This is a genomic window from Micromonospora sp. NPDC049151, assembly GCF_040648395.1.
Lineage (GTDB): Bacteria > Actinomycetota > Actinomycetes > Mycobacteriales > Micromonosporaceae > Micromonospora.
The window spans coordinates 83161-110088 of the sequence record NZ_JBEZDP010000016.1 but is presented as its reverse complement, the minus strand read 5'-3'; the positions used below and the strand labels follow the sequence as shown (position 1 = coordinate 110088).

20 protein-coding genes and 1 riboswitch are annotated in these 26928 nt (G+C 73.4%); of the genes, 7 read left to right on the top strand and 13 right to left on the bottom strand.

What is annotated here, in order from left to right; genetic code table 11:
* Positions 1-1569, bottom strand: a complete 1569-nt coding sequence (locus tag AB0B20_RS19580; RefSeq protein ID WP_357472210.1) for a glycosyltransferase — start codon at positions 1567-1569, stop codon at positions 1-3.
* Positions 1566-3134, bottom strand: a complete 1569-nt coding sequence (locus AB0B20_RS19575; protein ID WP_357472257.1) for a glycosyltransferase family 4 protein — start codon at positions 3132-3134, stop codon at positions 1566-1568. The genes AB0B20_RS19580 and AB0B20_RS19575 overlap by 4 nt, the downstream gene beginning before the upstream one ends.
* Before the next feature lie 280 nt (positions 3135-3414).
* On the opposite strand from AB0B20_RS19575, the gene AB0B20_RS19570 reads away from it, so the two are divergent.
* Entirely contained in the window at positions 3415-4605 is a 1191-nt protein-coding gene (locus AB0B20_RS19570; protein WP_357472207.1) for a hypothetical protein, read from the top strand.
* Positions 4606-4609: 4 nt separating this feature from the next.
* Here AB0B20_RS19570 and AB0B20_RS19565 read toward each other — a convergent pair whose 3' ends face one another.
* Positions 4610-6502 (bottom strand): hypothetical protein, encoded by a 1893-nt coding sequence (locus AB0B20_RS19565; protein WP_357472204.1) that lies wholly within the window; start codon positions 6500-6502, stop codon positions 4610-4612.
* Between the two features lie 280 nt (positions 6503-6782).
* On the opposite strand from AB0B20_RS19565, the gene AB0B20_RS19560 reads away from it, so the two are divergent.
* Together AB0B20_RS19560 and AB0B20_RS19555 are read left to right on the top strand one after the other, a co-directional pair.
* Complete coding sequence (locus tag AB0B20_RS19560; protein WP_357472201.1) at positions 6783-8225, top strand: glycosyl transferase; 1443 nt, start codon at positions 6783-6785, stop codon at positions 8223-8225.
* Entirely contained in the window at positions 8222-10372 is a 2151-nt protein-coding gene (locus tag AB0B20_RS19555) for a glycosyltransferase family 1 protein (protein WP_357388911.1), read from the top strand. The genes AB0B20_RS19560 and AB0B20_RS19555 overlap by 4 nt, the downstream gene beginning before the upstream one ends.
* A gap of 67 nt (positions 10373-10439) precedes the next feature.
* On the opposite strand, the gene AB0B20_RS19550 is transcribed toward AB0B20_RS19555, so the two are convergent.
* The 5 genes from AB0B20_RS19550 to AB0B20_RS19530 all read right to left on the bottom strand — a co-directional run bounded on the left by AB0B20_RS19550 (position 10440) and on the right by AB0B20_RS19530 (position 16701).
* Complete coding sequence (locus AB0B20_RS19550) at positions 10440-12056, bottom strand: glycosyltransferase family 4 protein (RefSeq protein ID WP_357388909.1); 1617 nt, start codon at positions 12054-12056, stop codon at positions 10440-10442.
* Between the two features lie 50 nt (positions 12057-12106).
* Positions 12107-13780, bottom strand: coding sequence for a glycosyltransferase (locus AB0B20_RS19545; protein WP_357472198.1), 1674 nt, complete (start codon positions 13778-13780; stop codon positions 12107-12109).
* On the bottom strand, positions 13777-14811 hold the full coding sequence (locus tag AB0B20_RS19540; protein ID WP_357388905.1) for a Gfo/Idh/MocA family oxidoreductase: 1035 nt from the start codon (positions 14809-14811) through the stop codon (positions 13777-13779). The genes AB0B20_RS19545 and AB0B20_RS19540 overlap by 4 nt, the downstream gene beginning before the upstream one ends.
* Positions 14808-15917 carry a DegT/DnrJ/EryC1/StrS family aminotransferase gene (locus AB0B20_RS19535; protein ID WP_357388903.1) on the bottom strand — a complete coding sequence of 370 codons (1110 nt, stop codon included), beginning with the start codon at positions 15915-15917 and terminating at the stop codon, positions 14808-14810. The genes AB0B20_RS19540 and AB0B20_RS19535 overlap by 4 nt, the downstream gene beginning before the upstream one ends.
* 151 nt (positions 15918-16068) lie before the next feature.
* Complete coding sequence (locus AB0B20_RS19530; protein WP_357388901.1) at positions 16069-16701, bottom strand: TetR/AcrR family transcriptional regulator; 633 nt, start codon at positions 16699-16701, stop codon at positions 16069-16071.
* Positions 16702-16855: 154 nt separating this feature from the next.
* On the opposite strand from AB0B20_RS19530, the gene AB0B20_RS19525 reads away from it, so the two are divergent.
* The 4 genes from AB0B20_RS19525 (at position 16856) to AB0B20_RS19510 (ending at position 21854) form a co-directional block, all read left to right on the top strand.
* The gene (locus tag AB0B20_RS19525) at positions 16856-17758 is read left to right on the top strand and encodes an ABC transporter permease (protein WP_357388899.1); all 903 of its coding nucleotides are present in this window, start codon (positions 16856-16858) and stop codon (positions 17756-17758) included.
* On the top strand, positions 17751-18551 hold the full coding sequence (locus tag AB0B20_RS19520; protein WP_013285259.1) for an ABC transporter ATP-binding protein: 801 nt from the start codon (positions 17751-17753) through the stop codon (positions 18549-18551). Before AB0B20_RS19525 ends, AB0B20_RS19520 begins: the two co-directional genes overlap by 8 nt.
* Positions 18552-18655: 104 nt before the next feature.
* Positions 18656-20158, top strand: a complete 1503-nt coding sequence (locus AB0B20_RS19515; RefSeq protein ID WP_357472195.1) for a bifunctional cytidylyltransferase/SDR family oxidoreductase — start codon at positions 18656-18658, stop codon at positions 20156-20158.
* A gap of 19 nt (positions 20159-20177) precedes the next feature.
* Positions 20178-21854 carry a CDP-glycerol glycerophosphotransferase family protein gene (locus tag AB0B20_RS19510; RefSeq protein WP_357472192.1) on the top strand — a complete coding sequence of 559 codons (1677 nt, stop codon included), beginning with the start codon at positions 20178-20180 and terminating at the stop codon, positions 21852-21854.
* A 6-nt stretch (positions 21855-21860) separates the two neighbouring features.
* On the opposite strand, the gene AB0B20_RS19505 is transcribed toward AB0B20_RS19510, so the two are convergent.
* From AB0B20_RS19505 to AB0B20_RS19485, 5 genes are all read right to left on the bottom strand, one after another.
* The gene (locus AB0B20_RS19505) at positions 21861-22607 is read right to left on the bottom strand and encodes an alpha/beta hydrolase (RefSeq protein WP_357388893.1); all 747 of its coding nucleotides are present in this window, start codon (positions 22605-22607) and stop codon (positions 21861-21863) included.
* Between the two features lie 226 nt (positions 22608-22833).
* Positions 22834-23691 carry a C39 family peptidase gene (locus AB0B20_RS19500; protein WP_357472189.1) on the bottom strand — a complete coding sequence of 286 codons (858 nt, stop codon included), beginning with the start codon at positions 23689-23691 and terminating at the stop codon, positions 22834-22836.
* 194 nt (positions 23692-23885) lie between these two features.
* Positions 23886-24028, bottom strand: a riboswitch (cyclic di-AMP (ydaO/yuaA leader).
* Positions 24029-24337: 309 nt separating this feature from the next.
* Positions 24338-25102: a hypothetical protein gene (locus AB0B20_RS19495; RefSeq protein ID WP_357472186.1), complete on the bottom strand. Its 765-nt coding sequence runs from the start codon at positions 25100-25102 to the stop codon at positions 24338-24340.
* Between the two features lie 129 nt (positions 25103-25231).
* Positions 25232-25573 (bottom strand): hypothetical protein, encoded by a 342-nt coding sequence (locus tag AB0B20_RS19490; protein ID WP_357390854.1) that lies wholly within the window; start codon positions 25571-25573, stop codon positions 25232-25234.
* A gap of 80 nt (positions 25574-25653) precedes the next feature.
* Entirely contained in the window at positions 25654-26862 is a 1209-nt protein-coding gene (locus tag AB0B20_RS19485) for an acyltransferase (protein WP_357390852.1), read from the bottom strand.
* Positions 26863-26928: the final 66 nt, after the last annotated feature.

Sequence of the window (26928 nt, the reverse complement as noted above, 5' to 3'; positions counted from 1 at the left end):
CTACTTTCCTCCAGAGGGCCAGATTCGGCGCAGGCGGGCAAGGAACCGACCGGGGGTCACCGGCGTGATCGCGACGATCACCTGGCCCTTGTGGTTCGTGGTGGGCGTGACGAGGTGCCACCGGACTCCGCGCCGGGCCACCAGCCGGGGTGCGGCGACGGGGCGGTCGGTGCGCAACGGCGCCGAGCCCGTCCCGCCCAGGGCGGAGACCTCGGCGCGTACGATACGACGCTCGCCGGCCGCCGCGACGACCGCCAGCAACCGGTCCACCGCGAAATCCGTCCGTACGACGGTACCGGGCGCGGCGGACTCCACCGACGTGACACCCGTCAGATCGCCCACACTGACGCGCAGCGCGTCCGCGCTCAGCTCGGCCAGCTCGGCCCGGCGGCTGCGCGCGGTGATCACCAGGGCGCGGGCACCGGCGGCGTCGCGCCCCCAGGCCAGCCCGGTCGCGGTCAGCCTGGCCAGCAGCGCGGCGACCCGGCCGGTCACGTCGTACCAGTCGTCCGGATAGCCGAACGCCGGGTCGCGGAAGCCGACGTGGTCCGCGTACCAGCTGTCACCCTCGACGACGACATCGGGCAGGGACCGGTCCGACTGCTGCTCGATCAACGTGCGCAGGGCGTCGAGGTCGCCGTCGCGCGCCACCGCCACCCGCAGCCGCTCCTCCGGCGCCATCCGGGCGGTCACGCCGTCGGTCAGGTACGCCTCGGCGAGCTTGCGGACCCGGTCGTGGACGTGCCGCTGCTCCTGCGGGTCGAGGGTGAGGAACTCCTCGCGCAGCAGCTTCGCCACCTCCCAGGTGAAGTGGCGCACCAGCACCGCGTCGCGCCGCGCGCCGGGCTCGATCAGGCCGGCGACGAAACCGACGAGCTCCTCGGCGCAGCGCAGCCGCTCGGAGAACCGGCTGGCGTAGGTGATGTTCTGGGCGTTGTCCCGCTTGACCGCGTAGTAGTACTCGTAGTCGCCGAGAACCGACACCTTCTTCGCCCGGAAGCACGCCTCCAGCGTGAACGGCTGGTCGCTGCCCATCGGCATGTCCGTGCGGAACCGCAGGCCGTACCGCTCGACCAGCTCCCGCCGGAACAGCTTGGTGTTCGACAGCGACCACGGCAGGTCGCTGTCGAACAGGTCGAGCCGCTCCTGGGTGGTGGCGTAGACGGCCTGGTGCACGTACCGCTTGTTGGTGCCGACCATCCGGCCCAGCACCACGTCGGAGTCCCACCGGTCGGCGGCGTCGACGAGGCGCTCCAGCGCCTCCGGGCCGAGGTGGTCGTCCGAGCCGATGAAGAAGACGTACCGGCCGCGGGCGTGGTCGAGCGCCAGGTTGCTCGGCGCCGCCGGGCCGCCGGAGTTGGCCTGGTGCAGCACCCGGACCGTGCCCGGGTACCGCTCGGCGTAGCGGTCCAGTTCCGCGCCGCTGCCGTCGGTGGAGCCGTCGTCGACGGCGACGACCTCCAGCCGGTCCAGGCCGATGGTCTGCCCGACGAGCGAGTCGAGGCAGGCGGTCAGGTAGGGCATGGTGTTGTAGACCGCCACCACCACTGTCACGTCCGGCCCGCTCACGCCCCCACCTCCACCTGTGCCGGTCGCACCGGGGCGGGCGACGGCGACGCCGGACGGGGCGGCGCGCCGGGCAGCAGCCGGGCGTAGACCTCGTCGAGCACCCGCGCCTGCGCCTCCCAGGTCCAGCCGGCCAGCAGGCCCGGCCGGTCGTACGCGGCACGGTAGCGCTGCGGGTCGGCGAGCACCGCGGTGACCGCGCGGACGAAGTCGGCCACGTCCTCGGCGCGGAACACCTCGCCCTGACCGGTCTCCCGGACAGTCTCGGCCATGGTGCGCACGTCGGAGACGACAAGCGGCAGGCGGGCGTGTGAATACTCGAAGAACTTGGTGATCAGCGCGATCTCGTGGTTCGGCCAGTGCTGGATCGGGATGACGCCGACCTGGGCGCCGCTGAGGTAGCGGACCACCTGGTGGTGCGGCACGTAGGGCAGCACGTGCAGCCGGTCCGCCGCGTCCAGCTCGCCGGCCCGGGTGACCAGGCCCCGGACGTACGCCGAGTCGGGCTTGTTCACCACGAGCGCGACGTGCGCTCCGGGCAGCCGGGGCAGCGCCTCGACCATCACCCCGAGGCCGCGCTTGGCGGCGGCCACCCCGCTGTAGACCAGTAGCGGGGTGTCCGGGCCGAGCCCGCAGCGGGCGCGGATGTCCGGCGCCGGCTCGGCCGCGTCGGCGGGCAGCTCGTCCACCGCCGGGGCGTTCAGCACGACCGCCGGCCGTTCGGCCAGCCCGTGCTCGGTGCGCAGCAGGTCGGCCAGGCCGCCGGAGACGGTCATGGTGGCGTCTGCGTACGGCACGTACTCCCGCTCGTGCGCCACGTTGCCGGGCAGCCAGCGGGCGTTGTCGCGCCACGGCTGCACGCCGGGCAGGTACTCGTGGGCGTCCCAGAGCAGCGCGATCCGCCGGCCCTTCGCGGCGGCCCGGACCTTCGCGCGGGCGCCGACGCCGAGCATCCGGAAGTCGTTGGCGTGGATCAGGTCCGGTGCCAGCTCGTCGACGACCGGGCCGTAGGCCAGCTCGTAGTCCCACAGGCCCGGCTCCAGGCGCCGCCACGCGCCGTCGCCGCGCAGCCTCCGCCAGAACAGCGTGTACGCGCGGTCCCAGGGACCGTCCAGCTTGCGGCCCTTGCGGGCCCGGGTCAGCTGACGGTTGCGGAACCCGACCCACTTGCGGGTCAGCCCGGACAGCTTCTCCTCGGCGCGCAACGCGGCCCAGGGCAGCCCGCCGGGCCGGCCCGCGCCGGACTCGCGGGCCGCGACGGTGAGCGCCGCCCGGCGTACCGCCAGGTCCGCGCGCCAGGCCTTGACCGCCTGGGTACGGTGCGCCGCGATGCCGCTGGGCGGATAGGCGAGCGGGTGCCGCAGCCAGGCCCGGCGGAACTCGTGCCGGCGGCGGGCCAGCGGCTCGGGCATCGGCACGAGGCGTACCTCGGCGGCGCCGAGCCGCCAGCTCTGCGGCTGACCGGCCGGCGCCCGGCCGAGCAGCACGACGTCCCAGCCCGCGTCGGCGGCGGAGCGGGCCGCCTTCTGCACCCGGGAGTCCCCGATGACCCCGTTGTCCACCAGCATCACGACCCGTCCCCGGGTGCCCGCCGCTGCGGTCGTGCCGTCAGATCCCATTCCTGCTCGTTTCGTCGTCGCCAGCACCGCGCCCGCGGACCCGAGCGAGTCTACGACAGCGGTCGCGACGCGAACGCCCACCGCCGCCGGTACCCCACGATCTGCCGGACCGGTTGCTACCCTCCATCCTGTTCAACGGCCGGCGCCCGCTGCGGGTCGTTCGCCGGGTCGCCGGCCGCGCCACGCGGGCCCTCGGACAACCCCAGCTCAGCGCGAACGGGACCGCACAATGGACGTGGTGACCACCGAGGAACCCAGCCGGCCCGCGCCAGCCCCGCCGACCGGGCCGGCCACAGCCGAACGCGTCCGGCCCGGCCCCGTCCGGCGGCTGCGTGACGCCGCCCGGGACGCGGCACCCGCGCTGGCGGTGTTCGCGGTGATCCGGCTGATCGGCCTGCTCGTCGTCTACCTGTGGGCCCGCAACCTGGGCGAGTCCCCGGTCGAGCGGCTCACCCGGGCCGACGGCAACTGGTACGCGGGGATCGTCCAGCACGGCTACGACGCGTACGAGAAGACCCAGAGCAACATGGCGTTCTTCCCGCTCTACCCGGGCCTGACCGCGGCCCTGGAGCGGGTCTCCCCGTTCAGCCCGCGCGAGTCGGCCCTGATCGTGGCGTGGCTGGCCGCGCTGGCCGCCGCCTGGGGGCTGTACGCGATCGGCGCGCACCTGCACGACCGGCGTACCGGCATCCTGCTCGCCGCGCTCTGGGGCGCCGTGCCGCACGCCGTCGTGGAGTCGATGGGCTACAGCGAGAGCCTGTTCACCGCGCTGGCCGCGTGGACGCTGTACGCGCTGCTGCGCCGGCACTGGGTCACCGCCGGGGTGGTGTGCCTGTTCGCCGGCCTGACCCGGCCCACCGCCTCGTCGCTGATCCCGGTGGTGGGGCTGGCCGCGCTGCTGGCGATCGTCAGGCGGCGCGACGGCTGGCGGCCGTGGGCGGCGCTGCTGCTCGCCCCGGCCGGCTGGCTGGGCTACCTGGCCTGGGTGGGCGACCGGACCGGCCGGCTGGACGGCTGGTTCCACATCCAGTCCGCCGGCTGGGGCACCACGTTCGACTTCGGCGTCTACACGGTCGACCGCGGGCAGCAGGCGCTGGTCCAGGTGGCGGCGCTGCCGCTGCTGGTGGTCACCGTGGTGGCGCTGCTGTCGATCATGTTCTTCGTGCTGAGCGCGATCGACCGGCAGCCGTGGCACCTGCTGCTCTACAGCGGCCTGATGCTCGTCACCACGCTCGGCGCGGCCGGCTACTACCACTCCAAGGCGCGGTTCCTGCTGCCGGCGTTCCCGTTGCTGCTGCCCGCCGCCGCGGGCCTGGCCCGGGCCGGATGGGCCCGGGCCGCCACGGTGCTGGCGACACTCGTCGCGTTCTCCGCCTACTTCGGCGGCTACCTGCTGATGATCTGGACGAAGTCGCCCTGACCGGTCAGCGGGTGAACGGCCGGACGTCCCACACCCAGACGTCCGCGACCCGCTCCCCCGGTCCGTACAGCGCGTCCAGCACGGTCTTCAGGTTGTCGTGGCGGCGGGCGCCCCGGTCCGGCAGCACCACCGCGTCGGCCTTCCAGTAGCGGACGTCGGCGCGCGCCTGGTCGACGTCGGCCGGGCCGACTGTGGTGTCCCGCTCGCCGAGCGAGACGGCGGTGAGCAGCTTCGCCGTGGGCTGCGGGTCCACGCCCCAGCGGCCGGTGTTGTCGGTGGCGGAGACCGGGGCGAGGAAGTAGCCCTCGGGGACGGCGAAGCCGGCCACCGCCGCGGAACTCCAGTACAGCGACGTCATGCCGTTCACCGGCACGGGGACCAGCGTGCGGCCGGGGGCCACATGGTCCCGCCAGGTGCCGGCGGTGACGAAGTCCGGCACCGGAGTGCGGCCCTTGGCATCGAGCGGCATCGGCATGATCGGCAGCAGCGCGGCGGCCACCGCGACGGCCCCGACGCGGGCGGCCAGCCGGCCGGCGGGTTCGGTGCGGCGGGCGGCGAGCCGGTCACCGGCGACCGCGAGCAGCACGCCGAGCGCCACCGTGGTGATCAGCGCGAACCGGGACACCACCACGGAGTCGAACACGGGCAGGTCCTGCACCAGGGCGAACGGTGCGGGGACGTCGGTGCGGCGGGTGCCGACGGTCCAGGTGGTGCCGACGGAGAACAGCGCCGAGACCACTGCGACGGCGCCGAGCACCCGGCCCGTGGTCTCCCGGCGCAGCCACCAGAGCACACCGGCCGCGAGCACCACCAGGGACCAGCCGTAGAAGCTGGCCTGCTCGGTGGTGTTCGGCGCCCAGCCGATCGCGCTGGTCGGGCCACCGGCGAGCGACTTGGTGGCGAACTGGACGAACGAGCCGAGCTTCAGGGCGTAGATGTCCGGGGTGCCGGGGTGGCCGACCCGGTGCTGCGGACCGGCGAACTGCATCCACAGCGGGTACGCCGCCGCGGCCGACACCAGCACGCCGGTGATCGCCAGGCCGGACAGCAGCGGGCGCAGCCGGCGCACCGCGTCGCGGGGCCGGAACGCGAGGTAGGCCAGGACCAGCATCAGGCAGCCGAGCGCGGTCAGGAAGAGGATCTCCAGGCTGATGAAGAACTGGGCGACCACCAGCCCGCCCAGGATCAGGCCGTCGCGGATCACCCGCTCGCCCCGCGACAGCGCGACCACCCGCCAGACGATGAACGGCACCAGCCACTGCGCGGTGATGTGCGGGTGGCCGTTGCTGTGCGAGATCAGCGCGGGCGCGAAGGCGCAGAACAGCCCGCCGACGAACGCGGCCGCCCGGGAGCCGACGACGTGCCGGGACAACACGTGGTACCAGGCGTACCCGGTGCCGGCCAGGTTCAGCGTGATGAACAGCAGATAGGAGAAGGACGCGCCGAACAGCAGGGTGAACGGGGTGAGCACCAGGCCGGGCAGTTGCATTCCGACGTTCGTCATCAGGTTCACGCCGGCCGGGGCGTTCTGCAGCGTGGTGAAGAACGGGTTCTCCAGGTTGGTGACAGCGTGCGCCGCGTACGCCAGCATCCACTCGTTGAAGCCCTGGTCGTTCGGGCGGCTGCCGAGCAGCCGGCCGTCGTAGTCGCGCCAGCCCCGGGCGGTGACCCAGAACGCCCCGGCGAGGTAGATCAGCGCCACCAGCGCGTCGGCCCGCCGCCACCGGCCGCCGCGCCGCTTTTCGGCCGCGGTGTCCGGCTCCGGCTGCTCCTCGGCCGCGGTCGTCGCCGGGCTCGGGGCGGACGGCCCCGGATCGGACGAGTCGTCGGCCGCGGGCCCGTCGCCGCCGGTGGGGGCGGGCTCACGGTCGCGGGTGTCGGGCGCAGGCGCGGTCATGGCGTAGGAGTCTACGAAAGCGGAGGCCGCGGTCGAGGACCGGCCGAGACGGCGTGTCCGGCCGGCCGGGACCGCCGGCGACGGCGCCGCGGTGATCCGGGGCACGGCACACCCGCCGGCCGCCCGGCGGCGGCAGGTCCGGCGCGCGGAACGGCGTTATTGTAGTGTCCGCAGGCGCTCCGGCGGTCGTTACGCGGCCACCGGCACAGCAGGTACCGGGTCCGGCCGAGCCGTCCAGGCCGTGACACGGCATCTCCCCACCTCCCCAGGATCGGAATCGATGAACAACGGGCGAACTCTCTGGGACTCGTTGAAACTCCCCCGGCCGCGACGGTCCGGGTCCCGGCCGCACATGGTCTACCTCGCGATCGGCTTCCCACCGGCGGCCAAGAGCTGCGCCTACCGGATGCGGGAGACCGCCAACCAGTTCGCCGCCGCGGGCTGGGACGTGACCGCGGTCACCATCGCCGACGAGGCCTGGGAACGGGAGTACGGACTCGACCACACCCTCTCCCAGGGCGTGGACCCCAACGTGCGCGTGGTGAAGCTGCCGCTGTTCCGCGACGACCTCGAGACCGACATCCGCTCGTTCACCGAGCAGCGTGCCCTGGCGCACCTGGACTACCTGGCCGAGCTGCGCAAGCAGAACCTGAAGATCTTCCCCGAGCCGGTCTTCGGCGGCTGGCGTCCGGCGCTGGAGAAGGCCCTGCTCCGCATCCACAAGGAGCGGCACGTCGACCTGCTGGTGACCACCTGCGCGCCGTACGTCAACCTCTCCGCGACCTGGAAGCTGTGGGAGACGCACCGGGTGCCGTACGTCGTGGACTTCCGCGACGGCTGGTCGGTCGACGTGATCAACAACGGTGAGGCGTTCACCCGCGAGTCGGTCTCCGGGCAGTGGGAGATCAAGCTGCTCACCAACGCCGTCGCCATCTGGAACGTCAACGAGCCGATCTCCCGCTGGTACCGCGAGCGCTATCCGGAGCTGGCGCACAAGATGCGCGTCGTGCGCAACGGCTACGACGCGGCGAGCATCCCGGCCCAGGTCCGCCCCGCCCCGCCGGACCGGCCGCTGACCTTCGGCTACCTCGGCGCGCTGAACCTTCCCGTACCGCTGCTGAGCGCCGTGCTGGAGGGCTGGCGCACGGCGCGCGCGGAGGACCCGGCGCTGGCCGACGCCCGCTTCGAGGTACGGGGCCACATCGGCGCCGCCTGGGCGCGCGGCGACAACGCGCACGCGGAGCTGCTCAGGGCCGCCGCCGTCGACGGCGTGCTGGTCGGCGGCTCGGTGCCCAAGGCCGAGGTGGTCGACCTCTACTCCCGCTGGGACGCGGTGGTGCTGATGGTGACCGGCGGCCGGTACATGACGTCCGGCAAGGTGTACGAGTACATGGCCACCGGCCTGCCGGTGGTCTCCGCCCACGAGGCCGACCACGACGCCTCCACCGTGCTGTCCACCTACCCGCTGTGGACCGGCGCGGTCGGGCTGGACCCGGCCGAGCTGGCCGGCGCCTTCCGGCGGGCCGCCGCGATGGCCCGTACCGCGGACGGGGCCGAACGGGAGAAGGCCCGCGCCGAGGCGCGGCAGTACGCCCGCGAGGAGCAGCTCATCCCCGCCGTCCGGGAGGTGACCGACCTGGTGCTGGGCGCCGGCGGTCCGGCCGGCGCCGCACAGCCCGCCCCCGCCGGCGCGCGCGTCCTGGCCCGAGAAGGTAGGTCATGATCGAGGTCCTGATGGTTATGGGCACCGTCCCCGGACGGGTGGCGGTCCTGACCGACGCGCTCCAGCAGTTCCGCGACAAGGGCGTCACCGTACGGGTGGCCACCACCTTCGACCCGGTGGAGAAGATCCCGGCGGCCACCGAGCTGGCCGAGGTGCACCTGCTGCCCACCGCCAAGGAGCTGGGCCCCCGGTTCGGCCGGATGGTCAAGCGGGCGGCCCCGGCCCGGCGCCCGTGGCTGCGCGCCCAGCGCGACCCGTGGGTACGCCGGCACGCCAAGCGGGCCGACGTCCTGGTCGCGCTGGACGCGCAGGCACTGCACACCGTCTGGCAGCTCGCGCAGCGGTACCGGCGGGCCGACGCCGTCTACGGCATCGCGCCGGCGCTGCGCGCGGTGGAGAAGCGGTCCGCCGACCCGGCCCGCTACCGCCGTCCTCGGCTGAACACCGTCGGCCCGGCCCCGAGCGTGCTGGCGAGCGCCACCCGCAGCCAGACCGTCGACCTGGCGAAGCGGGTGTTCGAGATCAGCACCGGCAAGCGGGCCATGAAGCTCGGCCCGGTGCGCTGGTTCTGGCAGGGCGCCGTCACCGCGCCTGGCCTGCCGGAACGGCACCGCGGCAAGATCGCCCGTCGGGTCACCGGCACCATGCTCAAGACCGGGCACGGCGCCAGCGCGAAGCGGCTGGCGCTGGCGGCGCAGGGCCGGCTCACGAGCCCGGCGACGAAGGGCCAGCTCCTCGGCCCGATCGTGGACGCGGAACTGAGCCAGGGCAAGGTGCCCGAGCACCTGATGACAGTGGTGCGGGGGCAGCTCAAGCTGGCCGACGGCTTCCTCAAGAAGCGCAACCCGGGCAAGGCCGCACCGCACGTGCTGCGCGCGTTCAACCTGATGTTCCACCGGATCGTGCAGTTCGACGGCACCACCTCGCCGCTGGCCGAGGATCCGGAGAAGTTCCTCGCGCCGCTGCACAACAGCGAGGCCGGGAAGGCGATGGCGACGCCGCGCGGGCGGCAGAGCCCGGCGGCGTTCCCGCCGGCCGGCCGGCCGCACCGGATGCTCTTCTTCACCGGGCTGAACGACAACTTCCTCGGGCCGATCCTGGAGCGCTACGAGGCGATGCCCGGGGTGGAGGTCCGCCGGCTGAACCTGATGGAGGAGTCCATCCTCCCGGTGCTCAGCAACGGCCGCACCAACGTGACGCTCCACATGCTCGCCGGGGCCTCGAAGCGGGCCGGCGAGGTCCAGGAGGCGTGGGGCCCTCACCTGGAGTGGGCGGACACGGTCTTCGTGGACTGGTGCAACCTCGGCGCCGCCATGCTGACGATGATCGACCCGGGCACCACCCGGGTGATCGTCCGGCTGCACAGCTTCGAGGCGTTCAGCTGGTGGCCGCACCTGACCGACTGGTCGCGTGTGGACGACGTGGTGTTCGTCTCCGAGCACCTGCGCGACCTGGCACTGGCCGCCGTGCCTCGGCTGCGCGCCCCGCAGGGGCCCCGGACGCACATGATCAGCAACGCGATGGACCTGCACCGGTACGTGGCGCCGAAGGTCTCCGCGGACAGCCGGTTCACCCTCGGGCTGGTCGGGCTCAGCTCGCTGGCGAAGGACCCGCGCTGGGCCCTGGCGGTGCTGCGCGAGCTGCGCCGCCGCGACGAGCGGTACCGCCTCAAGCTGGTCGGCGACGACCTCAACCCGGAACTCAGCCCGGCGATCTCCGACTACGTGCGGGAACTCGACGCCGAACTGGCCGAGCTGGAGCCGTCCGGCGCGGTGGTGCGGACCGGCCGCACCTCGGACGTGCCGGGCGCGCTCACCGACGTCGGGGTCATCCTCAGCACCTCGCTGCGGGAGAGTTTCCACTGTGCGCTCGTCGAGGGCGCGGCCAGCGGCGCGGTGCCGGTGGTGCGGGACTGGCCGTTCTTCGCCGGCCGTCCGCACAGCGCCCGGAGCCTGTTCCCCAGCGACTGGGTGGTGGGCACGCCGCAGGAGGCCGCCGAGCGGATCCTGGCCCTCACCGCCACCGAGGAGGTCTGGCGGGAGGCGGGCCGGGCCGCGGCGTCGCACGTGCTGAGCACCTGGGACTGGTCGGTGACGCAGAAGGACTTCGACCGGCTGCTGCTGGAGCCGCCGGCCACCGCCGGCTGAACCGGCTTACGACGGAGATCGGCCGGCTCCCCCTGTGGGGGGCCGGCCGAACCGTTTGTGCCGGGGGTCAGCGCGTCGTGGCGGCGTACTCCCGCTCGTCCTCGGGGCGCCGGGACGACGGCGGACGCGTCCCGCCCGTCGACGCGCCCAGCAGCGAGGCGTACACCTCGTCGAGGATCCGGGCCTGCGCCTCCCACGTCCAGCCCTCCAGCAGGCCGGGCTTGTCGTAGGCGGCCCGGTAGCGCTCCGGGTCGTCGAGCACGGCCCGGACCGCGCGGACGTAGTCGGCCCGGTCCTCGGCGGTGAACACCTCACCCTGCCCGGTGGCCCGCGCGGTCTGCGCCATGGTCTTCACGTCACTGACCACGATCGGCAGCCGGGCGTGCGAGTACTCCAGGAACTTGGTGATCAGCGCCAGCTCGTGGTTGGGCTTGTGGTGGATCGGGATGACACCGGCGTCCGCGCCGGACAGGAACGGCACCACCTGCCAGTGCGCCACGTACGGCAGCAGGTGCACGCGGTCCGCGACGCCGAGTTCGGCGGCACGCTCCCGCAGCGCCTCGGAGAACTGGTTGTCGCCGTTCGGGTTCATGGTCACGAACGCGACGTGCACGCCGGGCAGCTCCGGCAGCGCCTCCACCATGATCTGGCAGCCCCGGCTCGGGTTCACCGCACCGGAGTAGACGAGCACCGGCGTACGGGCGTCCACGCCGCACAGGGCCCGCAGGTCCGGCACGTCGCCGTCGGCCTCGGCCGGCGGCGCCATCGGCGCGTTGAGCACCACGGCCGGCCGGTCGGACAGGCCGTGGGTCTCCTGGAGCAGGTCGGCAAGCGTGTCGGAGACGGTCACCACCGCGTCCGGGTAGGCGGCGTACTCGGCCGTGTAGGCGATCTGGGCCGGCAGCCAGCGCGGGTTGTCGGCCCGGCCGGTGATGCCGCCGACGAACTCGTGGGCGTCCCAGACCAGCTTGGTCCGCCGCCCGGCGGCCCGGGCCCGCAGGGTCGCGCGCGCGCCGATGCCGAGCATCCGGAAGTCGTTGGCGTGGATGATGTCCGGCTTGAGCTCGTCGAGCGTCTTGCGGAAGGCGATCTCGAAGTCCCACAGGCCCGGGTCCAGCCGGCGCCAGGACCGGTCGCCCATCAGCCCCTGCCAGAACCGCACGGGCAGGCGGCTGAACAGCGCCTCCGGATCGGCCTGCGACTTGCGCAGCCGGCGGGTCTCGCCGCTGCGGAACCGCACCCAGCGGGCGAGCGCGGTGGCGGCGGCGCGGGCCGGCAGCTGGGCCGCCCGGCCCACGGTGGCCGGCAGCCCGCCGCCCAGCGCCTGGGCCCGGACGCGGCGCTCGTACAGGTCGGCCTGCCAGGCCTTGATCTCCTGGACCCGGTAGGCGGCCTTGGTGGTGTTCGCGTACGCCAGCGGCCGGCGCAGCGACCGGCTGTACTCGCGGGGCAGCCGGTGCAGCGGCTTGGGCACGCGCAGCAGCCGCACCTCGGCGTCGCCGATGCGCCAGGTGTCGACGTCGGAGCGGGCGTTACGGATGCCGAGGAGGAAGACCTCCCAGCCGGCGTCGGCGGCCGACCGCGCCGCCTTCTGCACCCGGGAGTCGCCGTGGACGCCGTTGTCGACCAGCATCACCACCCGGCCCCGGGTCGGTCGGGCATCGCTGTGAGCGCCAGCTTGCATCGGGTGTTTCTCCTCGTTGACGGGGCGGGCGTGGGGTGGTGGGTGGGCGGTCACCGCAGGAACGCGTCGAAGACCTCGGCGGTGCGTCGCCCGTCGTGGTGGTCACGGACGTAACGTGCGCCCTCCGCGGCCAGGGCGACCGCGGCGGGCCTGTCGTCGAGCAGCGACTCGATGGTCTTGACGAGCGTGGCGGGCGTGGCGTTGGCGATCGGCGGCGCGACTCCGGCGGCCCGGTGCGGGCCCTCGCTGAGGTACGCCACCACTACCTTGCCGGCAGCCATCCCCTCACAGGAGAAGGTGCCGTAGCTGCCCATCACCAGCTGGTCGACCACGATGTCGCACTCCTGCACCTGGCGACGCATCTCGTGGTGCGGTAGCCCTTCCACCAGGCGCAGTTCGATGATCCGTCGGTCGTGCAGCTCCCGCAACCGGGGCAGGAGCCGGTCGGTGCCCTTTGTCCACCGTTTCGACGGCGCGTGCAGCACCACCGGCCGGGCGCGTTCCAGCACCGGGCGGTCGCAGGCCCAGGCGTCCACGTCGACGATCAGCGGCGCCCAGGTGGCGAACGGCACGTCGTCCAGCAGGTCGGGGGTGGTCACGAAGAACGGCAGGCCGCTCTCCTCGGCGGTGCGCCGGTTCCGTTCGGTCACCGTGGTGAGCTGCCCGATCAGGTCCTCCGGCGCGTCCCGGAACGCGGACTCGGGGTGCCGTTCCAGGTGCGCGCCGGGGTGGCGGATCTCACTGCCGTGCGCCAGCAGCGCGACCTTGAGCCGGGCCCGGCGCAGCGCGGGCAGGTCCGCCGAGATGTCGTCGCCGTTGGCCCGGCCGAGCACCGGGCGGAACGCGTCCACGATCAGGTGGGTGTACCAGCCGAGCACCCGCTCGGCCTGCGCGGCCTGTACGTCGAGCCGGTGCTCGCCGGGGTAGTTCAGGTAGCGGTCGGCCGGGTAGCGGTAGGTGGCCGGCGGCTTGGCCATCACCAGTTCGACGCCGACGTCGGCGCGCGCGGTGGTGATCGCCACCGCCAGGGCGGAGAGCTGCCCGGCATAGTTCGCCGTGCCCAGCCCCAACCGGATCGGCCCGGCGCCGAGCGGACGCCACGGGCCGGGCGTGCCGGCCTCGGTCGGCGCGACCGGCGGCTCCGGCGGCTCATCGCCGCCGCGCTGCCGGGCCCGTTCCACCGCCTTGGTGAAGGAGGGCAGCGAGCCGGGGGCGAAGAGATCGCCGATGCCGTGCCGGGCCAGGTGCTCGCGGACCGCCCGGCTGTCGGCCGCTACCACTGGTAGCCCGGCGGTGCGGAAGGTGTCCAGCAGGCCGAGGCCGGCGTCCGGGTCGAACCCGAACACCGCCACGTCCGCGGAGGCGAGGAACGCGGCCGTCACGGTGCGCGGACGCGGCACCACGTGGACCCGGCGCCGGGCCTTGCCGGCCCGGCTGATCAGGTCCTGTGCCGCCGCCCGCTCCGCCCCGTCACAGGCCAGCGCCAGGTGGACCTCGGGCAACCGGGCCAGGGCGCGCAGCACGCCGTCCAGCGCCCGGTCGCGTGTGATCCCGCCGGCGTGCACCAGCAGCGGCGTGCCGGCGGGAAGCTCACACAGTTCGCGTACCGAAGGGGTCTGCCAGGGCCGCGTGCCGGCGGCGGCCCGGCGGAGCGCGATGCGCCACCGCCGGGGGATCCGCCGCCGTACCGCCGAGACCGTCCGCCGCACCGGCGCCGGGCTCATCGCAGTGCCGGCTCCGCGTCGCTGCCGCTGGCCGCGACGGACACGACCTTGCCGTCGGCGGAGGACTCCAGCAGGGCGGCGGCGACCTGCACGGTACGCAGGCCCTGCCGCAGCGTGACGATGTCGCTCTGCTTGCCCTCCACCGCGTCCCGGAAGCGCTCGTGCTCGACCAGCAGCGGCTCCCGCTTCGGGATGGCGAAGCGGACCATGTCGCCCTCTGCCACACCGCGGAAGGCGCGCAGCGCCTCCCACTCGGTGTCGATGGCGGCGTTGGCGTAGAACGTCAGGTCGGCGGTGAGCGTGTCGGCCACGAAGCAGCCCTTGTCACCGGTGACCACAGTGGACCGCTCCTTGAGCGGGCTGAGCCAGTTCACCAGGTGGTTGACCATCGTGCCGTCGGCGAGCTGGCCGACCACGGCGACCATGTCCTCGTGCAGCCGGCCGCTGCGCGAGACGGTGCGGGCGGCGACCGAGCTGTACTGCTGGCCGGTCACCCAGGCGGTCAGGTCGATGTCGTGGGTGGCCAGGTCCATCACCACGCCGACGTCGGCGATCCGGTGCGGGAACGGGCCCTGGCGCCGGGTCACGACCTGGAACACCTCGCCCAGCTCACCGGCCTCCAGGCGGGTGCGCAGGCTCTGCAGCGCCGGGTTGTAGCGCTCGATGTGCCCGACGCCCGCGACCAGGCCGGCGTTCTCGAACGCCTCGACCAGCCGGGTGGCGGCCTCGACGGACTGGGCCAGCGGCTTCTCGATCAGCGCGCAGACGCCGTTGGCGGCCAGCTCCATGCCGATCGGCTCGTGCAGCGCCGTCGGGCAGGCCACCACGGCGTAGTCGACACCGAGGGCGAGCAGGTCGCTCAGCTCGGGTACGACCGGAGCGCGCAGCGTGCCGGTGACGTCGCCGGCCGGGTCGACCACGCCGACCAGCTCGACACCGTCCAGGTTGGACAGCACGCGGGCGTGGTTGCGGCCCATCGCGCCGAGGCCGATCAGGCCGGCCCGCAGCTTGCGACCTTCACCTTCACTCATCGGGCACCGCCGGCCAGGTTCGCGCCCTCGGCGATCCGCTCCAGGTCGGCCTGGCTCAGCGACGGGTGCACCGGCAGCGAGACCACCTCGGCGGCGGCCCGCTCGGTCTCCGGCAGGTCCCACGGGCCGGGCTTGCCGTCGGTGCCGAGGTACGGCTTGAGCCGGTGGATCGGGGTCGGGTAGTAGACCGCGTTGCCGATGCCCAGCTCGGTGAGGCGGGCCTGGGCGGCGTCGCGGTTGCCCCGCACCCGCACCGTGTACTGGTGGTAGACGTGCTTGGCGCCGTCGGCGACCGGCGGGGTGATCATGCCGGTGATCGCCGAGTCGAGGAACTTGGCGTTGGCGCGGCGCTGCTCGGTCCACTCGGCGAGCTGGGTGAGCTGCACCCGGCCGATGGCGGCGGCCACGTCCGTCATGCGCATGTTGGCGCCGACGATCTCGTTTGCGTACCGCTGCTCCATGCCCTGGTTGCGCAGCAGCCGCAGGGTACGGGCCAGCTCGGCGTCGGCGGTGCTGATCATGCCGCCCTCGAGGGAGTGCATGTTCTTCGTCGGGTAGAAGCTGAAGCAGCCGGCGGTGCCGAACGCGCCGACCGGGGTGCCGTTGAGCTCGGCGCCGTGCGCCTGGGCGGCGTCCTCGACCACTGCGAGGCCGTGCTGCTGCGCGATCGCCATGATCCGGTCCATCGCGGCCGGGTGGCCGTAGAGGTGCACCGGCATGATCGCGACGGTCTTCGGCGTGACCGCGGCGGCGACCGCCTCCGGGTCCACACAGAAGCTGCCCGGCTCGATGTCCACGAAGACCGGCTCGGCGCCGACCAGCCGGACCGCGTTGCCGCTGGCGGCGAACGAGAACGAGGGGACGATGATCTCGTCGCCCGGGCCGAAGCCGAGTGCCATCAGCGTGAGCTGGAGCGCGGAGGTGCCGGAGTTGACGGCGATGCAGTGCCGGCCGCCGACCAGGTCGCCGAACTCCTCCTCGAACGCCGCGACCTCGGGCCCCTGCACGACCCGGCCGCTCCGCAGCACCCGGACGGCCGCCTCGATCTCGGCTTCGCCGATGATCGGCCGTGCGGGGGGAATGAACTCTGGATGCGGCCCGGCCATGGGGCTTCCTCCTGTCGACGCGTGGTTCATGGGAGACATTTCGGGGGATGGTACCGCTCTGTCGGGGAAACCAGCCGTTCGCACTGATTGTCCGACTGGTTGTGACCTTCTGTTCATGATCGGCGACGGACCTCCGGGGGCGGCCCGGGGCTCACACTTCCACCTCGTCGCGCGCAGGCTCCACGCATGCTACCCGCAGGGCGGCGACGATCGCGGCCGCCATCCGGGGCACCTCGACCGGCTCCAGCGGGGCCCGGGAGATCGCCATCCGCCAGTAGACCGGACCGACGATCAGATCGACAGCGGCGCGACGGTCGGTGGCCGGGGACAGCTCGCCGCGCTCGACCGCCCGGCCGATCAGGATCCGGCCCACCGCCTGCTGGTAGTCGTCCAGGGCGGCCTGCAACTTCTCCGCGATCTGCGGGTTGCGGGCGGCCTCGGCCAGCAGGTCCGGGATGATCTGGGCGGCCAGCCGGTGGCGCAACGCGCGCGCCATCACGTGCAGCAGGATCTCCAGGTCACCGAGGAGGCTGCCGGTGTCCAGCAGCGGGATGTTCCGGCCCGCCACCGCCGAGACCATGTCCAGCACCAGATCGAGCTTGGAACGCCAGCGGCGGTAGATAGCGGTCTTGCTCACACCGGCGCGGCGGGCCACCGCCTCGATGGAGAGGCGACCGTAGCCGACCTCGGCCAACTCCTGCATCACCGCCGCGCGGATGGCGCTGGTGATCTCGCCACGCAGCACCGCCGCGCCGGCCGGGGCACGCCTCTTCTCGGTCGTCACGTGGAACAATGTAGCGCAACGACGGTACGGTTGCGTCCCGACGTTCGGTGGACTACCTTCCATGCAGCAGCGAGGCGGCTCCTCCCGCCCGGCCACGCTGGATCTCTTTCACCGCACTGCTCCCCATCAGCACGAAAGATCGGAGCGCCTGAACATGGCCAACACCGCGGTGGCCGACCCCGAATCCGGACTGACCCGGGCCCAACTGGCCCAGCGGTACGGACTACGGGTGGCCGGGGAACGACCAGCCCTGGGCGAGTACGCCCGGCGGCTGTGGGCGTACCGGCACTTCATGACCGCGTACTCGCGGGCGAAGGTCGCCTCCTCGCTGAGCAACACCCAGCTCGGCCAGCTCTGGCAGGTGCTGACACCGCTCACCAACGCGGCCGTCTACTTCCTGATCTTCGGCGTGATCCTGGCCCAGCACCGGAACGTGCCGAACTTCATCGCGTACCTGTGCACGGGCATCTTCATCTTCATCTTCACCCAGACGGCGGCGACGAACGGCGTCAGCGCGATCACCGGCAACCTGGGCCTGATCCGGGCGCTGCAGTTCCCCCGGGCGGCGCTGCCGATCACGGTGACCCTGGTGCAGCTCCAGCAGCTGCTCATGTCGATGGTGGTGCTCGCCGTCATCGTGCTGATCACCGGCGAGCCGATCACCCTGCGCTGGGTGCTGATCGCGCCGATGCTGCTGCTCCAGACGATCTTCAACGTCGGGCTGAGCATGGTCATGGCCCGCCTCGGCTCCAAGGCCACCGACCTCAAGCAGATCATGCCGTTCGTGATGCGCACCTGGCTGTACGCCTCCGGCGTGCTCTACCCGGTGTCGCTCATCCGCCAGCACCTGCCGGGCTGGGCGGCGAACGTCCTGGAGTGGAACCCGCCGCTGGTCTTCATCGAGCTGGCCCGTTACGCGCTGCTCGACTCGCACCAGGCGAACCTGATCAGCTCGCCGCTGAAGCTGTGGGCGCTCGGCCTGTTCTGGGCGGTCGTGATGGGCGCCGGCGGATTCGTCTACTTCTGGCGCGGAGAGAAGGAGTACGGCCGTGGCTGAGCAGACCCTGCCGCTGAACGCCGGCCCGGTGACCGACTCGGGCCGCGTCCCCACTGTGGTGGTGGACGACGTGCACGTGATCTACCGGATCCACAAGGGCGCGAGCGGCGGCACCACCCCGGTCTCCGCGCTCAAGCGGATCGTCTCCCGCACCAAGGCGCCGAACATCCGCGAGGTGCACGCGGTCAAGGGCGTGAGCTTCACCGCGTACGAGGGTGAGGCGATCGGCCTGATCGGCAGCAACGGCTCCGGCAAGTCCACGCTGCTGCGGGCCATCGCCGGGCTGCTCCCGCCGGCCCGCGGCGCGGTCTACACGAAGGGCCAGCCGTCGCTGCTCGGCGTGAACGCCGCGCTGCTCAACGACCTGTCCGGCGAGCGCAACGTGGTGCTCGGCTGCCTGGCCATGGGCATGCCGCCGGAGGAGGTCAAGCGGATCGCCCCGGAGATCATCGAGTTCTCCGGGATCAACGAGCGCGGCGACTTCGCCTCGCTGCCGATGCGCACCTACTCCTCCGGCATGGGCGCGCGGCTGCGCTTCGCGATCTCCTCGGCGAAGAAGCACGACGTGCTGCTCATCGACGAGGCGCTGGCCACCGGCGACCGCAAGTTCCGGGTCCGCAGCGAGCAACGGGTCCGCGAGCTGCGCGACAGCGCCGGCACGGTCTTCCTGGTCAGCCACTCGATCGGCTCGATCCGGGACACCTGTGAGCGGACCATCTGGCTGGAGAGCGGCGTCCTGAAGATGGACGGTCCCACCAAGGAGGTCTGCGACGCGTACGAGAACCAGAAGTAGCGCCCCGGAGCGCACCGCACCGGGTTCCGCCCGCGGCGGTGCGCTCCGGCGTCCGCGTTAAGGTTCTCGGATCCATCCCCTTTCACCCAGAGTGAGGTACGGCAATGACGCAGGACCACACCACCGCACCGGACGCCACGCCGGCGAGCCCGGCACCCTGGCGCCCCGCACGTACGGTGGCCGTGATCCTCGCCGGGGGGACCGGCACGCGCCTCGGGCTGGGCATCCCGAAGCAGCTCCTCAAGATCGCCGGTAAGCCGATCATCGAGCACACCCTGGCCGTCTTCGAGGCCGCGCCGGAGATCGACGAGATCATCGTGCTGATGACCACCGGGCACGTCGACGACGCGCGGCGCATCGTCGCCGACGCCGGTTTCCGCAAGGTCACCAAGGTGATCGAGGGCGGCGAGACCCGCAACGACACCACCCGCATCGCGCTCGACGCGGTCGGCGAGGGCGACGTCAACATCCTCTTCCACGACGCGGTCCGCCCGCTGGTCAGCGCCCGGATCGTGCGCGAGTGCGTGAACGCGCTCTGGACGTACTCGGCCGTCGACGTGGCCATCCCGTCCGCCGACACGATCATCCAGGTCGACGCGGACGAGTGCATCACCGACATTCCGGTCCGCTCCCGGCTGCGCCGCGGCCAGACCCCGCAGGCGTTCCGCTCCGGCACCATCCGCGAGGCGTACCGCCGCGCCGAGGGCGACCCCGACTTCGCCGCCACCGACGACTGCGGGGTGGTGCTGCGCTACCTGCCCGGCACACCGATCAAGGTGATCGACGGCTCGGACGAGAACATCAAGGTCACCCACCCGGTCGACGTGCACCTGGCCGACAAGCTGTTCCAGCTCGCCGCCGCCCAGGCGCCCCGGCTGACCGACCACCGCAGCTACGCCGAGGAGCTGACCGGCCGGACCATCGTGGTCTTCGGCGGCAGCTACGGCATCGGCCACGACCTGGCCGAGCTGGCCCGGGGCTACGGCGCCCAGGTCTTCCCGTTCAGCCGCTCCACCACCGGCACGCACGTCGAGCGCGCCGAGGACGTGGCCGCCGGGCTGAAGACCGCGTTCGAGGCGACCGGCCGGATCGACCACGTGGTGGTCACCGCCGGCATCCTGGAGAAGGGCGCACTGGCCGAGATGGATGAGGAGACGATGGACCGTCTCCTGCACGTCAACTTCGTCGGCCCGGTCACCATCGCACGCCAGTCGCTGCCGTACCTGCAGCAGACAAAGGGCCAGCTGCTGCTCTACACGTCCAGCTCGTACACCCGGGGCCGGGCCCGCTACGCGCTCTACTCGGCCACCAAGGCCGCGCTGGTCAACCTGACCCAGGCGCTCGCCGACGAGTGGGCCGAGTTCGGCGTACGGGTCAACTGCGTCAACCCGGAGCGCACCGCCACCCCTATGCGGACGCGGGCGTTCGGCGAGGAGCCGGAGCACACCCTGCTCTCCTCCGAGGCGGTCGCGCAGGCGTCCCTGGACGTGCTGATCTCCGACCTGACCGGCCAGGTGGTCGACGTGCGCCGGGCCCCGGGCGAGCAGGCCGCCGCGGTACCGGCCCAGCCGGGCCCGGACCGGTCCGAGCTGTCCGCCGACGCCTGAATCCGACGGGACGTACCAGATGCGTGGTGACCTGGTCCGCAAGCTGCTCGCCCGGGTGCTGACCACCGGGCTGGCGGTGCTGGCCTTCCTCGTCGTGGCACTCACCGGGGCCACCGGCTGGGGCCTGGCCCTGGCCGTCGCGGCGCTCGCCGCGACCGCGTGGGAGCGCCGGGTCCGGCCGTCGGCCGACGGCCTCGCCGAGACGGTGCTCGTCGCCGCCGGCATCCTGGTCGGCTACGCCCGCCGTCTCGACGACGGTTTCGACCCGGTGCTGGCCGCCACCGCGCTGGTGCTGCTCGGGCTGGTGCTGCTGGTCGGGCCGCTGCGGCAGGCCGGCGCGCTGGAGCTCCGCGCGGCCAACCTCCCGGTCCGCACCTGGACGCCTGTGGTCGCGGCCCGGCTCGGCGACACGCTGCTGGTGCTGCTCGCCGTGGTGGCGCTCGCCGCCGTCCTGGTGCTGCCGGCCTGGACGGCGCTGGCCGCCGCGCTGCTGGTGGGCGCCGGGTGCGGGACGGTCGCGCTGGACCTCGCCCGGCGGCGGTTCCGGCCGCCCGCCGGCGGTGGCCCGGTCGGCCGGGCGCTGCGCCGCCACCAGCCCGAGTTCGTGCTGCACTTCTCCGCGCCGCCCGGCTCGGAATATCAGGTCACCATGTGGCTGCCGTACCTGGAACGGATCGGGCGCCCGTTCGTGGTGGTGCTGCGCGAGCCGGAGCTCCTGCCCGCGGTGGCCGCCGCCACCCGCGCCCCGGTGGTCCTCTGCCCCACGCTGAAGGCGCTGGACGAGGCGCTGGTGCCGAGCCTGCGCGTGGCGTTCTACGTCAACCACGGCGCGAAGAACGCCCACCTGATCCGGTTCAACCAGCTCACCCACGTGCAGCTGCACCACGGCGACAGCGACAAGGCCCCCAGCGCCAACCCGGTCTCGGCCATCTTCGACAAGATCTTCGTGGCCGGGCAGGCGGCTGTCGACAGGTACGCCCGCGCCGGCGTGGAGATCCCCGCCGACAAGTTCGTCGTGGTCGGCCGTCCCCAGGTCGAGGCGATCGAGGTACGCCGGGAGCCGGTCACCCCGTCGGCGCACCCCACTGTGCTCTACACCCCGACCTGGACCGGGCACCACGCCGACGCCAACTACTGCTCGCTGCCGGTGGCCGAGACGTTGATCCGCCGGCTGATCGACCGCGAGGTGGCGGTGATCCTGCGCGCCCACCCGTACACCGGCAAGAACCCGGCCTCGGCCCGTCAGCTCGCCCGGCTCACCGAACTGCTCGCCGCCGACCGGGCGAAGACCGGCCGGCCGCACCTGTGGGGTGCCGCAGCGGCCCGCGAGCTGACGCTGACCGAGTGCGTCAACCACGCCGACGCGCTGGTCTCCGACGTTTCCGGGGTCATCTCCGACTGGCTCTACTCCGGCAAGCCGTACGCGGTCACCGACACCGGCGCCGACGGCGAGCACTTCGTCGAGCGGTTCCCGCTCGCGGCGTCCGGCTACGTGCTGCGGCGGGACATGTCGAACGTGGACGAGGTGCTCACCGACCTGCTCGACGCCGACCCGAAGGCCGCGCAGCGCTGGGCCGCGCGGACGCGCTACCTGGGCGACTTCCCCGCCGACGCCTACGCCGAGGCGTTCCTCGCCGCCGCCCGCCGGGAGCTGGAACCCGACTGGGCGGTCCCGGCGCCGCGCGCCGTGGTGTAGGCCAGGTCAGAGGTACGGGTCGAGCAGGGCGAGCACCGCCGCCGGGTCCTCGACGTGCGCGTTGTGGCCCAGCCCCGGCAGCGTGGCAACCGGCACGCCCAGTTCCTTGAGCTGCGCGTCGGTCACCATCGGGTCCAGCTCGCCCCGGGCCAGCAGCACCGGCACGTCGGTGGCGGCCAGCAGCGCCGGCAGCCGGGGCTCCCCGACCGCGAACGCGGCCGGGTCCATGGCGAGCCGCCAGCGGCCGTCCTCCCGCCGCAGCCCCGCCTCCACCACGGGATGGTCCGGGGCGAACAGTCCGGCCAGCCCTGATACCCGCAGGTAGCGCCGGGCCGCCTCGTCGCGGGTGGCGAACCAGGTGACCGGCCGGGCGGCCAGCTCCGCCGACTTCGCCAGCTCGGCCGGGGACCAGACCGCCTTGATGCCGAGGCCCACCACCGCGTCGATCGGAAGACCCCGCTGCCGGGCGGCGAGCGCCAGCGCCACCACCCCGCCGAGCGAGTGCCCCAGCAGCACGAGCCGGTCGTCGGGGCCGAGCCGGACCGGGCCGAGCCCGTCGGCCACGCGTTGGGCCAGGGCCTCGAACGAGTAGCCGTGCAGCGGCGGCGACCAGCCGTGACCGGCCAGATCGCTGGCGAGCCAGCGGCCGGGCCAGCGGCGCTCCAGCAGCGGCGCCCAGGGCAGCCACACCTCACCGGTGGCGCCCATGCCGTGCAGGAGAACCAGATGCCGGTCACCCGTCGTATCGCCCATTGGCGCAGTCTGCCACCGCCCGCCCCGCCCCCGCGACACCGAACCCACCCCACCTCGGTCCCGCCCCGCCCTCACCCCCGCCCGTCGATCTTGCGGTTGCGGCCCCGCCGATGCCCGTGTTGCCCCGCTATGGAAGGGCCGAAAGTGCAAGATCAACGAGGGCGGTGGTGGGACGGGGAAGGCCGGCACCCCCCGGGGGGTGCCGGCCTTCGGGTTTGCGGACGGGTCAGGCGGAGTAGCCGCGGCTGGCGATCCAGTGCGCCAGGTCGATCGTGGTGACCCAGTACGACGGCAGCGACGGGTCGGCCGAGTCGGCGATCCGCACCATCCGGCCGTCGTTCTTGTAGCCCACCACCGCGACGTAGTGGCCACCGGGGAACGAGTGCCAGCCGCCGTTGGTGTCGGTGACGGTGCCGGCGACGTTCGCCACGACCGCGCGGCCGTTGCTGATCGCCTCGACCACGTCGGCCTGGAGCCGGTCCATCTGAGCCGGGCTGGCGGAGCCGGCGGGAATCATGCGGGTCCGGTACGGGTTGCCCTTGACCTGCTGGTTGAGCACCCGGGTGGTGTCCTCGGCCGAGTTGGTGCCCATCTCGGTGGTGCCGAGCGGACCGGCGAGCGCGTCCTGGCTGCGCTCGATGCCGGCGGCGCTGAGCGCGTTGCGCACGGCGGCCGGGCCGCAGTAGAAGTAGTTGATCTGCGCCTGGTAGTCGTAGTCGAGCGACCTGCTCGACGGCGGCTTCGGCTTCGCCTTCGCCGTGGTGTCCGGGTCCGCCGCCGCCTTCGCCGACGCCGACGCGCTGGGCGACGCGCTCGGCGCGGCCGAGGCACTGGGCGACGCCTGCGGGACGGCGATCCGGGCCTCGCCGCGGCTGGCGGGCTGCTCGCCGAGGCGGGCGGCGCCGAGTTCGGCGACCGATGCGGTGTTCTCCTGGACCGGCGCGTCGTCACCGGCGGTGGCGACGGTGCCGGCACCGGCGGCCAGCACGAGCGCGGCGGCCGATCCGGCGATGATCTGGTACGGGCGTTCGGTGACGATCCGTCGTAGCTGACGCTTCAGGTGGTGCTTCACGAAATCCTCCACGGGGCGTGAGCGGCGCACGCCGGCCCGGCACGCGGAGGAACTCACGCGTGCTGGCGGGGCCGGATGGCCGGGGGATCGGGAACGCCCGTGACGCCGGGCGCCCAGGGGGGCGGTTGCGGTCGCGCGTCAGGCGAGCGCGGGCACCGCGTTGCCGTGGAGGCGGGGGGACGATCGGGGGGTGGGCACGAGGTCGGTACTCCTTCCGTGACCGCCGACCGGGTTAGCTGACGGATTCGGGCGGGAAGTACGCCCTACCACGGGCCGTGGGCCCGCGGATTCACCCCGATGTTGCTTATGGGTCCCCGGTTCGTGAGACACGATTAGGCGGGTCGGTGCGGCGTCGCCGTCGGCGATCGGTTACCGCATCGACGCGCCGACACTACCGGCCGGTATTGCCCCCTGCCAAACGTCCCGACCTGCGTAAACGTGATCTGCGGTAACGGATTTCGGAACAGCCGGTTACTGACTTCACTCGATGGGACAAGCGGTTTTCACGTCACCCGGCGGCGGAAAGCGGACAGACTGCGAGCAGCCGGCCCGCAGTCGCGTGACTCGATGGCCCGTTCTGCGCCCGGCGCCCGATTCGACGGGCCGGGTCCCCGGGCCCGCAAACATCGCGGGTAACGATTCGGTCGAGACGCCCGTCTCAGCCCACCCGGGCCGGACGCCACCTGGCACGCCGCACCGGCGCGGGCACCGGCAGCGGGTTCGTCGCGGCGCTCCGGTACGCCGGGGCGGGCCACAGCGCCGCGGTGGCCGCGTACGCCTCGGCGGCGAGCGTACGGGCGGCCTCGGCGGCCAGTTCCGCGTCCCGCCAGGACTGCCGCTCCCGCGCGGCGGCGCTCTCCCACCCGGCCCGGCGCCCGTCCCGGACGATGCGGGCCAGCACGATCTCCTGGTCGGCCGGGTGCCGGCGCGGATCCCAGCCGTTGCGGCGGGCCAGCACGTCGGCGAGCTGGCGGGCGCTCAGGTCGCCCCGCCAGTGCGCCGTCATGGCGGCGTGGCGCAGCCAGCGCTCCCGGGTCGCGTACTCCGCGGGGGTTCGGGGTGTGCGCGGGGCGGCCAGCGCGGCGGCGCCGGCCAGGCGTCGGGCGGCGGCGTCCGCCTCGTCGTACGCGGTCCACGCCCGGTCCGCCTCGTCCTGCGCGGCCAGCCACTGCTCCCGGCGGCGCCGGGCGGTCTGGGCGGCCCCGGCGGCGGCCACCGCCACCTCCTCGGCGTACCGGATCAGGTCGTCGCGGCGGGCGGCGTCGGCGTCGGCCGGTTCGGCGGCGGCCTCCGGCGCGGCGTCGCGGTCGGGCCGGGCCACGAGCGCGGCGAGCAGGCCGAGGGCGAGCAGCAGCAGGAAGGACCAGATGGCGGCGGCCTCGGGCACGGAGGTGAGGAAGTGGTACAGAGCGGTCTGCGACATGGTCGGCACCTCACGGGAAGGACCTGGCGGGAGGACCCGCACGACCTCGCCGGGCGCCGTTGGGCCGCCGTGGCGGGTGCGGGGATGACGTGCGGTGGGTGCGGTGAACGGGCGCGGCCCGTGGGTGGATCAGCGGGCGGGCGGTGCCCGCGGGCCGGCCGGCGCGGCGGTCCGGCCGGCCGGGACCGGCTGCGGGTCACCCGGGACCGCCACCCGGGCGGCGGGTGCCGGGCCACCGGCGGGACGGGCGTGCCACTCGGCCACGCGGTCGGCCTCCGGCCGTGCGGCAGCCGAGGCGCCCACGGCCGGGTACGCCGGGACGGCGACCGCCGGAGCCGGAGCGGCGGCGACACCGGACGGCAGCGCGGCGGCGCCGAACGAGCAGGCGACGACCACGGCGAGACTGGCGAACATCCGGGCGGCCCAGCGCGCCACCCACCACACGGGGCAGGTGAGCGCGATCGGAAGCACGGGTACAAATTACCGCCGATCCCCCACCAACGCACCGCCGCACGGCGTGTCGCGGATCGACCGGCCGACGTGTGCGCGTGTCAGTCCGGGCGACGCCGCCCGGCGTACTCGACGCCCTCGGCCGGACCGGTCCCGGACGTCGCGCCGCCGTCGGCGGCCGGGGTGGCGGCGGGCCCGCGCGGAGCCGGCACGGCCGGTGCGCGCGACGCCGCGCGGGCCCGGCGGGACGGGCCGAGCAGGCGCATCATCGGCACCTCCACCCAGCGGTGCAGCGCGGCGGCCAGCGCGAGCGTGACCACCAGGAAACCGAGCACCGCGAGCGGGCCGCGCCAGCCGGGCAGCCCGGTCCCCCAGTGCCCGGTCAGCCGCAGCACGGTGACCATGACCAGCACGTGGACCAGGTAGAAGGCGAACGAGACCTCACCGAGCCAGACCATCGCCCGGGACCGCCACGGGGTGGACCGGCCGCGCACGTCGGCGTCCGCCGCGGCGGCGATGACCAGCAGGTACGCCACGGCGAGCAGGGCGGCCCAGAACTCGGCCGGGATCCACATCGCGGCGACCACCCAGGTGGCGACGAAGATGCCGGTGGCGGCGGCGAGGTTGGGTCCGCGCCAGCGGTGCCGGCGCATCAGCTCGGCGGCGGCCACCCCCATCCAGAACTCCAGCGACCGGGTCACCGGGAAGATCTGGGTGAACCACCACCGCTGTTCCTCCGGCACCAGGTGCTGGCCGGGCCACAGCGCCAGGATGAGCAGCGGCGCCGCGACCAGCACGGTCCGCAGCGCCCCGGTACGGGCCCGGCGCAGCCACGGCACCACGAGCGGCAGGCACAGGTAGAACGCCAGCTCACAGGAGAGCGACCAGCTCACGTTGTTGACGCTGTAGAAGTAGCCGCCCAGCGGGATCCACGCCTGGACCAGGAAGAAGTTGCCGATCGCCGCCCAGGGCACGACCGGGTCGGCGAACCAGGCCGCGATCGCCAGCGCCGCCACGAACGTCACCACGTGGTTCGGGTAGATCTTGGCGAGCCGCCGGCGCAGGAACGTCCACGCGCGTTCCCCGTCCCGGTACGACCAGACCAGCACGAACCCGCTGAGGATGAAGAAGAACTCCACACCGGAGAGGCCGAGGCTGAACGCCTTGTCCATCACCGGCTTCAGGTGCGGCTCGGCGATGATCCCCATGGTGCCGGCGTGGAAGGCGAAGACCAGCAGCGCGGCTACCCACCGCAATCCGGTCAGCGACGGCAGTCGTGGGGCACGGGTGACGGTCGGCGCGCTGGTCATTCCGGGCACCCTACCCCGGGGAACCGGGACGTTCCCGGCGAGCCGACGTCCAGCCGGTCGCCCAGG

What these genes read in the sequence shown, in the direction of transcription:
- AB0B20_RS19525 (WP_357388899.1), top strand. Translation starts at nt 16,856, where the DNA reads ATGGCCAACACCGCGGTGGCCGACCCCGAATCCGGACTGACCCGGGCC.
- AB0B20_RS19570 (WP_357472207.1), top strand. Translation starts at nt 3,415, where the DNA reads ATGGACGTGGTGACCACCGAGGAACCCAGCCGGCCCGCGCCAGCCCCG.
- AB0B20_RS19550 (WP_357388909.1), bottom strand. Translation starts at nt 12,056, where the DNA reads ATGCAAGCTGGCGCTCACAGCGATGCCCGACCGACCCGGGGCCGGGTG.
- AB0B20_RS19495 (WP_357472186.1), bottom strand. Translation starts at nt 25,102, where the DNA reads ATGTCGCAGACCGCTCTGTACCACTTCCTCACCTCCGTGCCCGAGGCC.
- AB0B20_RS19515 (WP_357472195.1), top strand. Translation starts at nt 18,656, where the DNA reads ATGACGCAGGACCACACCACCGCACCGGACGCCACGCCGGCGAGCCCG.
- AB0B20_RS19510 (WP_357472192.1), top strand. Translation starts at nt 20,178, where the DNA reads ATGCGTGGTGACCTGGTCCGCAAGCTGCTCGCCCGGGTGCTGACCACC.
- AB0B20_RS19565 (WP_357472204.1), bottom strand. Translation starts at nt 6,502, where the DNA reads ATGACCGCGCCTGCGCCCGACACCCGCGACCGTGAGCCCGCCCCCACC.
- AB0B20_RS19555 (WP_357388911.1), top strand. Translation starts at nt 8,222, where the DNA reads ATGATCGAGGTCCTGATGGTTATGGGCACCGTCCCCGGACGGGTGGCG.
- AB0B20_RS19505 (WP_357388893.1), bottom strand. Translation starts at nt 22,607, where the DNA reads ATGGGCGATACGACGGGTGACCGGCATCTGGTTCTCCTGCACGGCATG.
- AB0B20_RS19545 (WP_357472198.1), bottom strand. Translation starts at nt 13,780, where the DNA reads ATGAGCCCGGCGCCGGTGCGGCGGACGGTCTCGGCGGTACGGCGGCGG.
- AB0B20_RS19575 (WP_357472257.1), bottom strand. Translation starts at nt 3,134, where the DNA reads ATGCTGGTGGACAACGGGGTCATCGGGGACTCCCGGGTGCAGAAGGCG.
- AB0B20_RS19485 (WP_357390852.1), bottom strand. Translation starts at nt 26,862, where the DNA reads ATGACCAGCGCGCCGACCGTCACCCGTGCCCCACGACTGCCGTCGCTG.
- AB0B20_RS19540 (WP_357388905.1), bottom strand. Translation starts at nt 14,811, where the DNA reads ATGAGTGAAGGTGAAGGTCGCAAGCTGCGGGCCGGCCTGATCGGCCTC.
- AB0B20_RS19535 (WP_357388903.1), bottom strand. Translation starts at nt 15,917, where the DNA reads ATGGCCGGGCCGCATCCAGAGTTCATTCCCCCCGCACGGCCGATCATC.
- AB0B20_RS19560 (WP_357472201.1), top strand. Translation starts at nt 6,783, where the DNA reads ATGAACAACGGGCGAACTCTCTGGGACTCGTTGAAACTCCCCCGGCCG.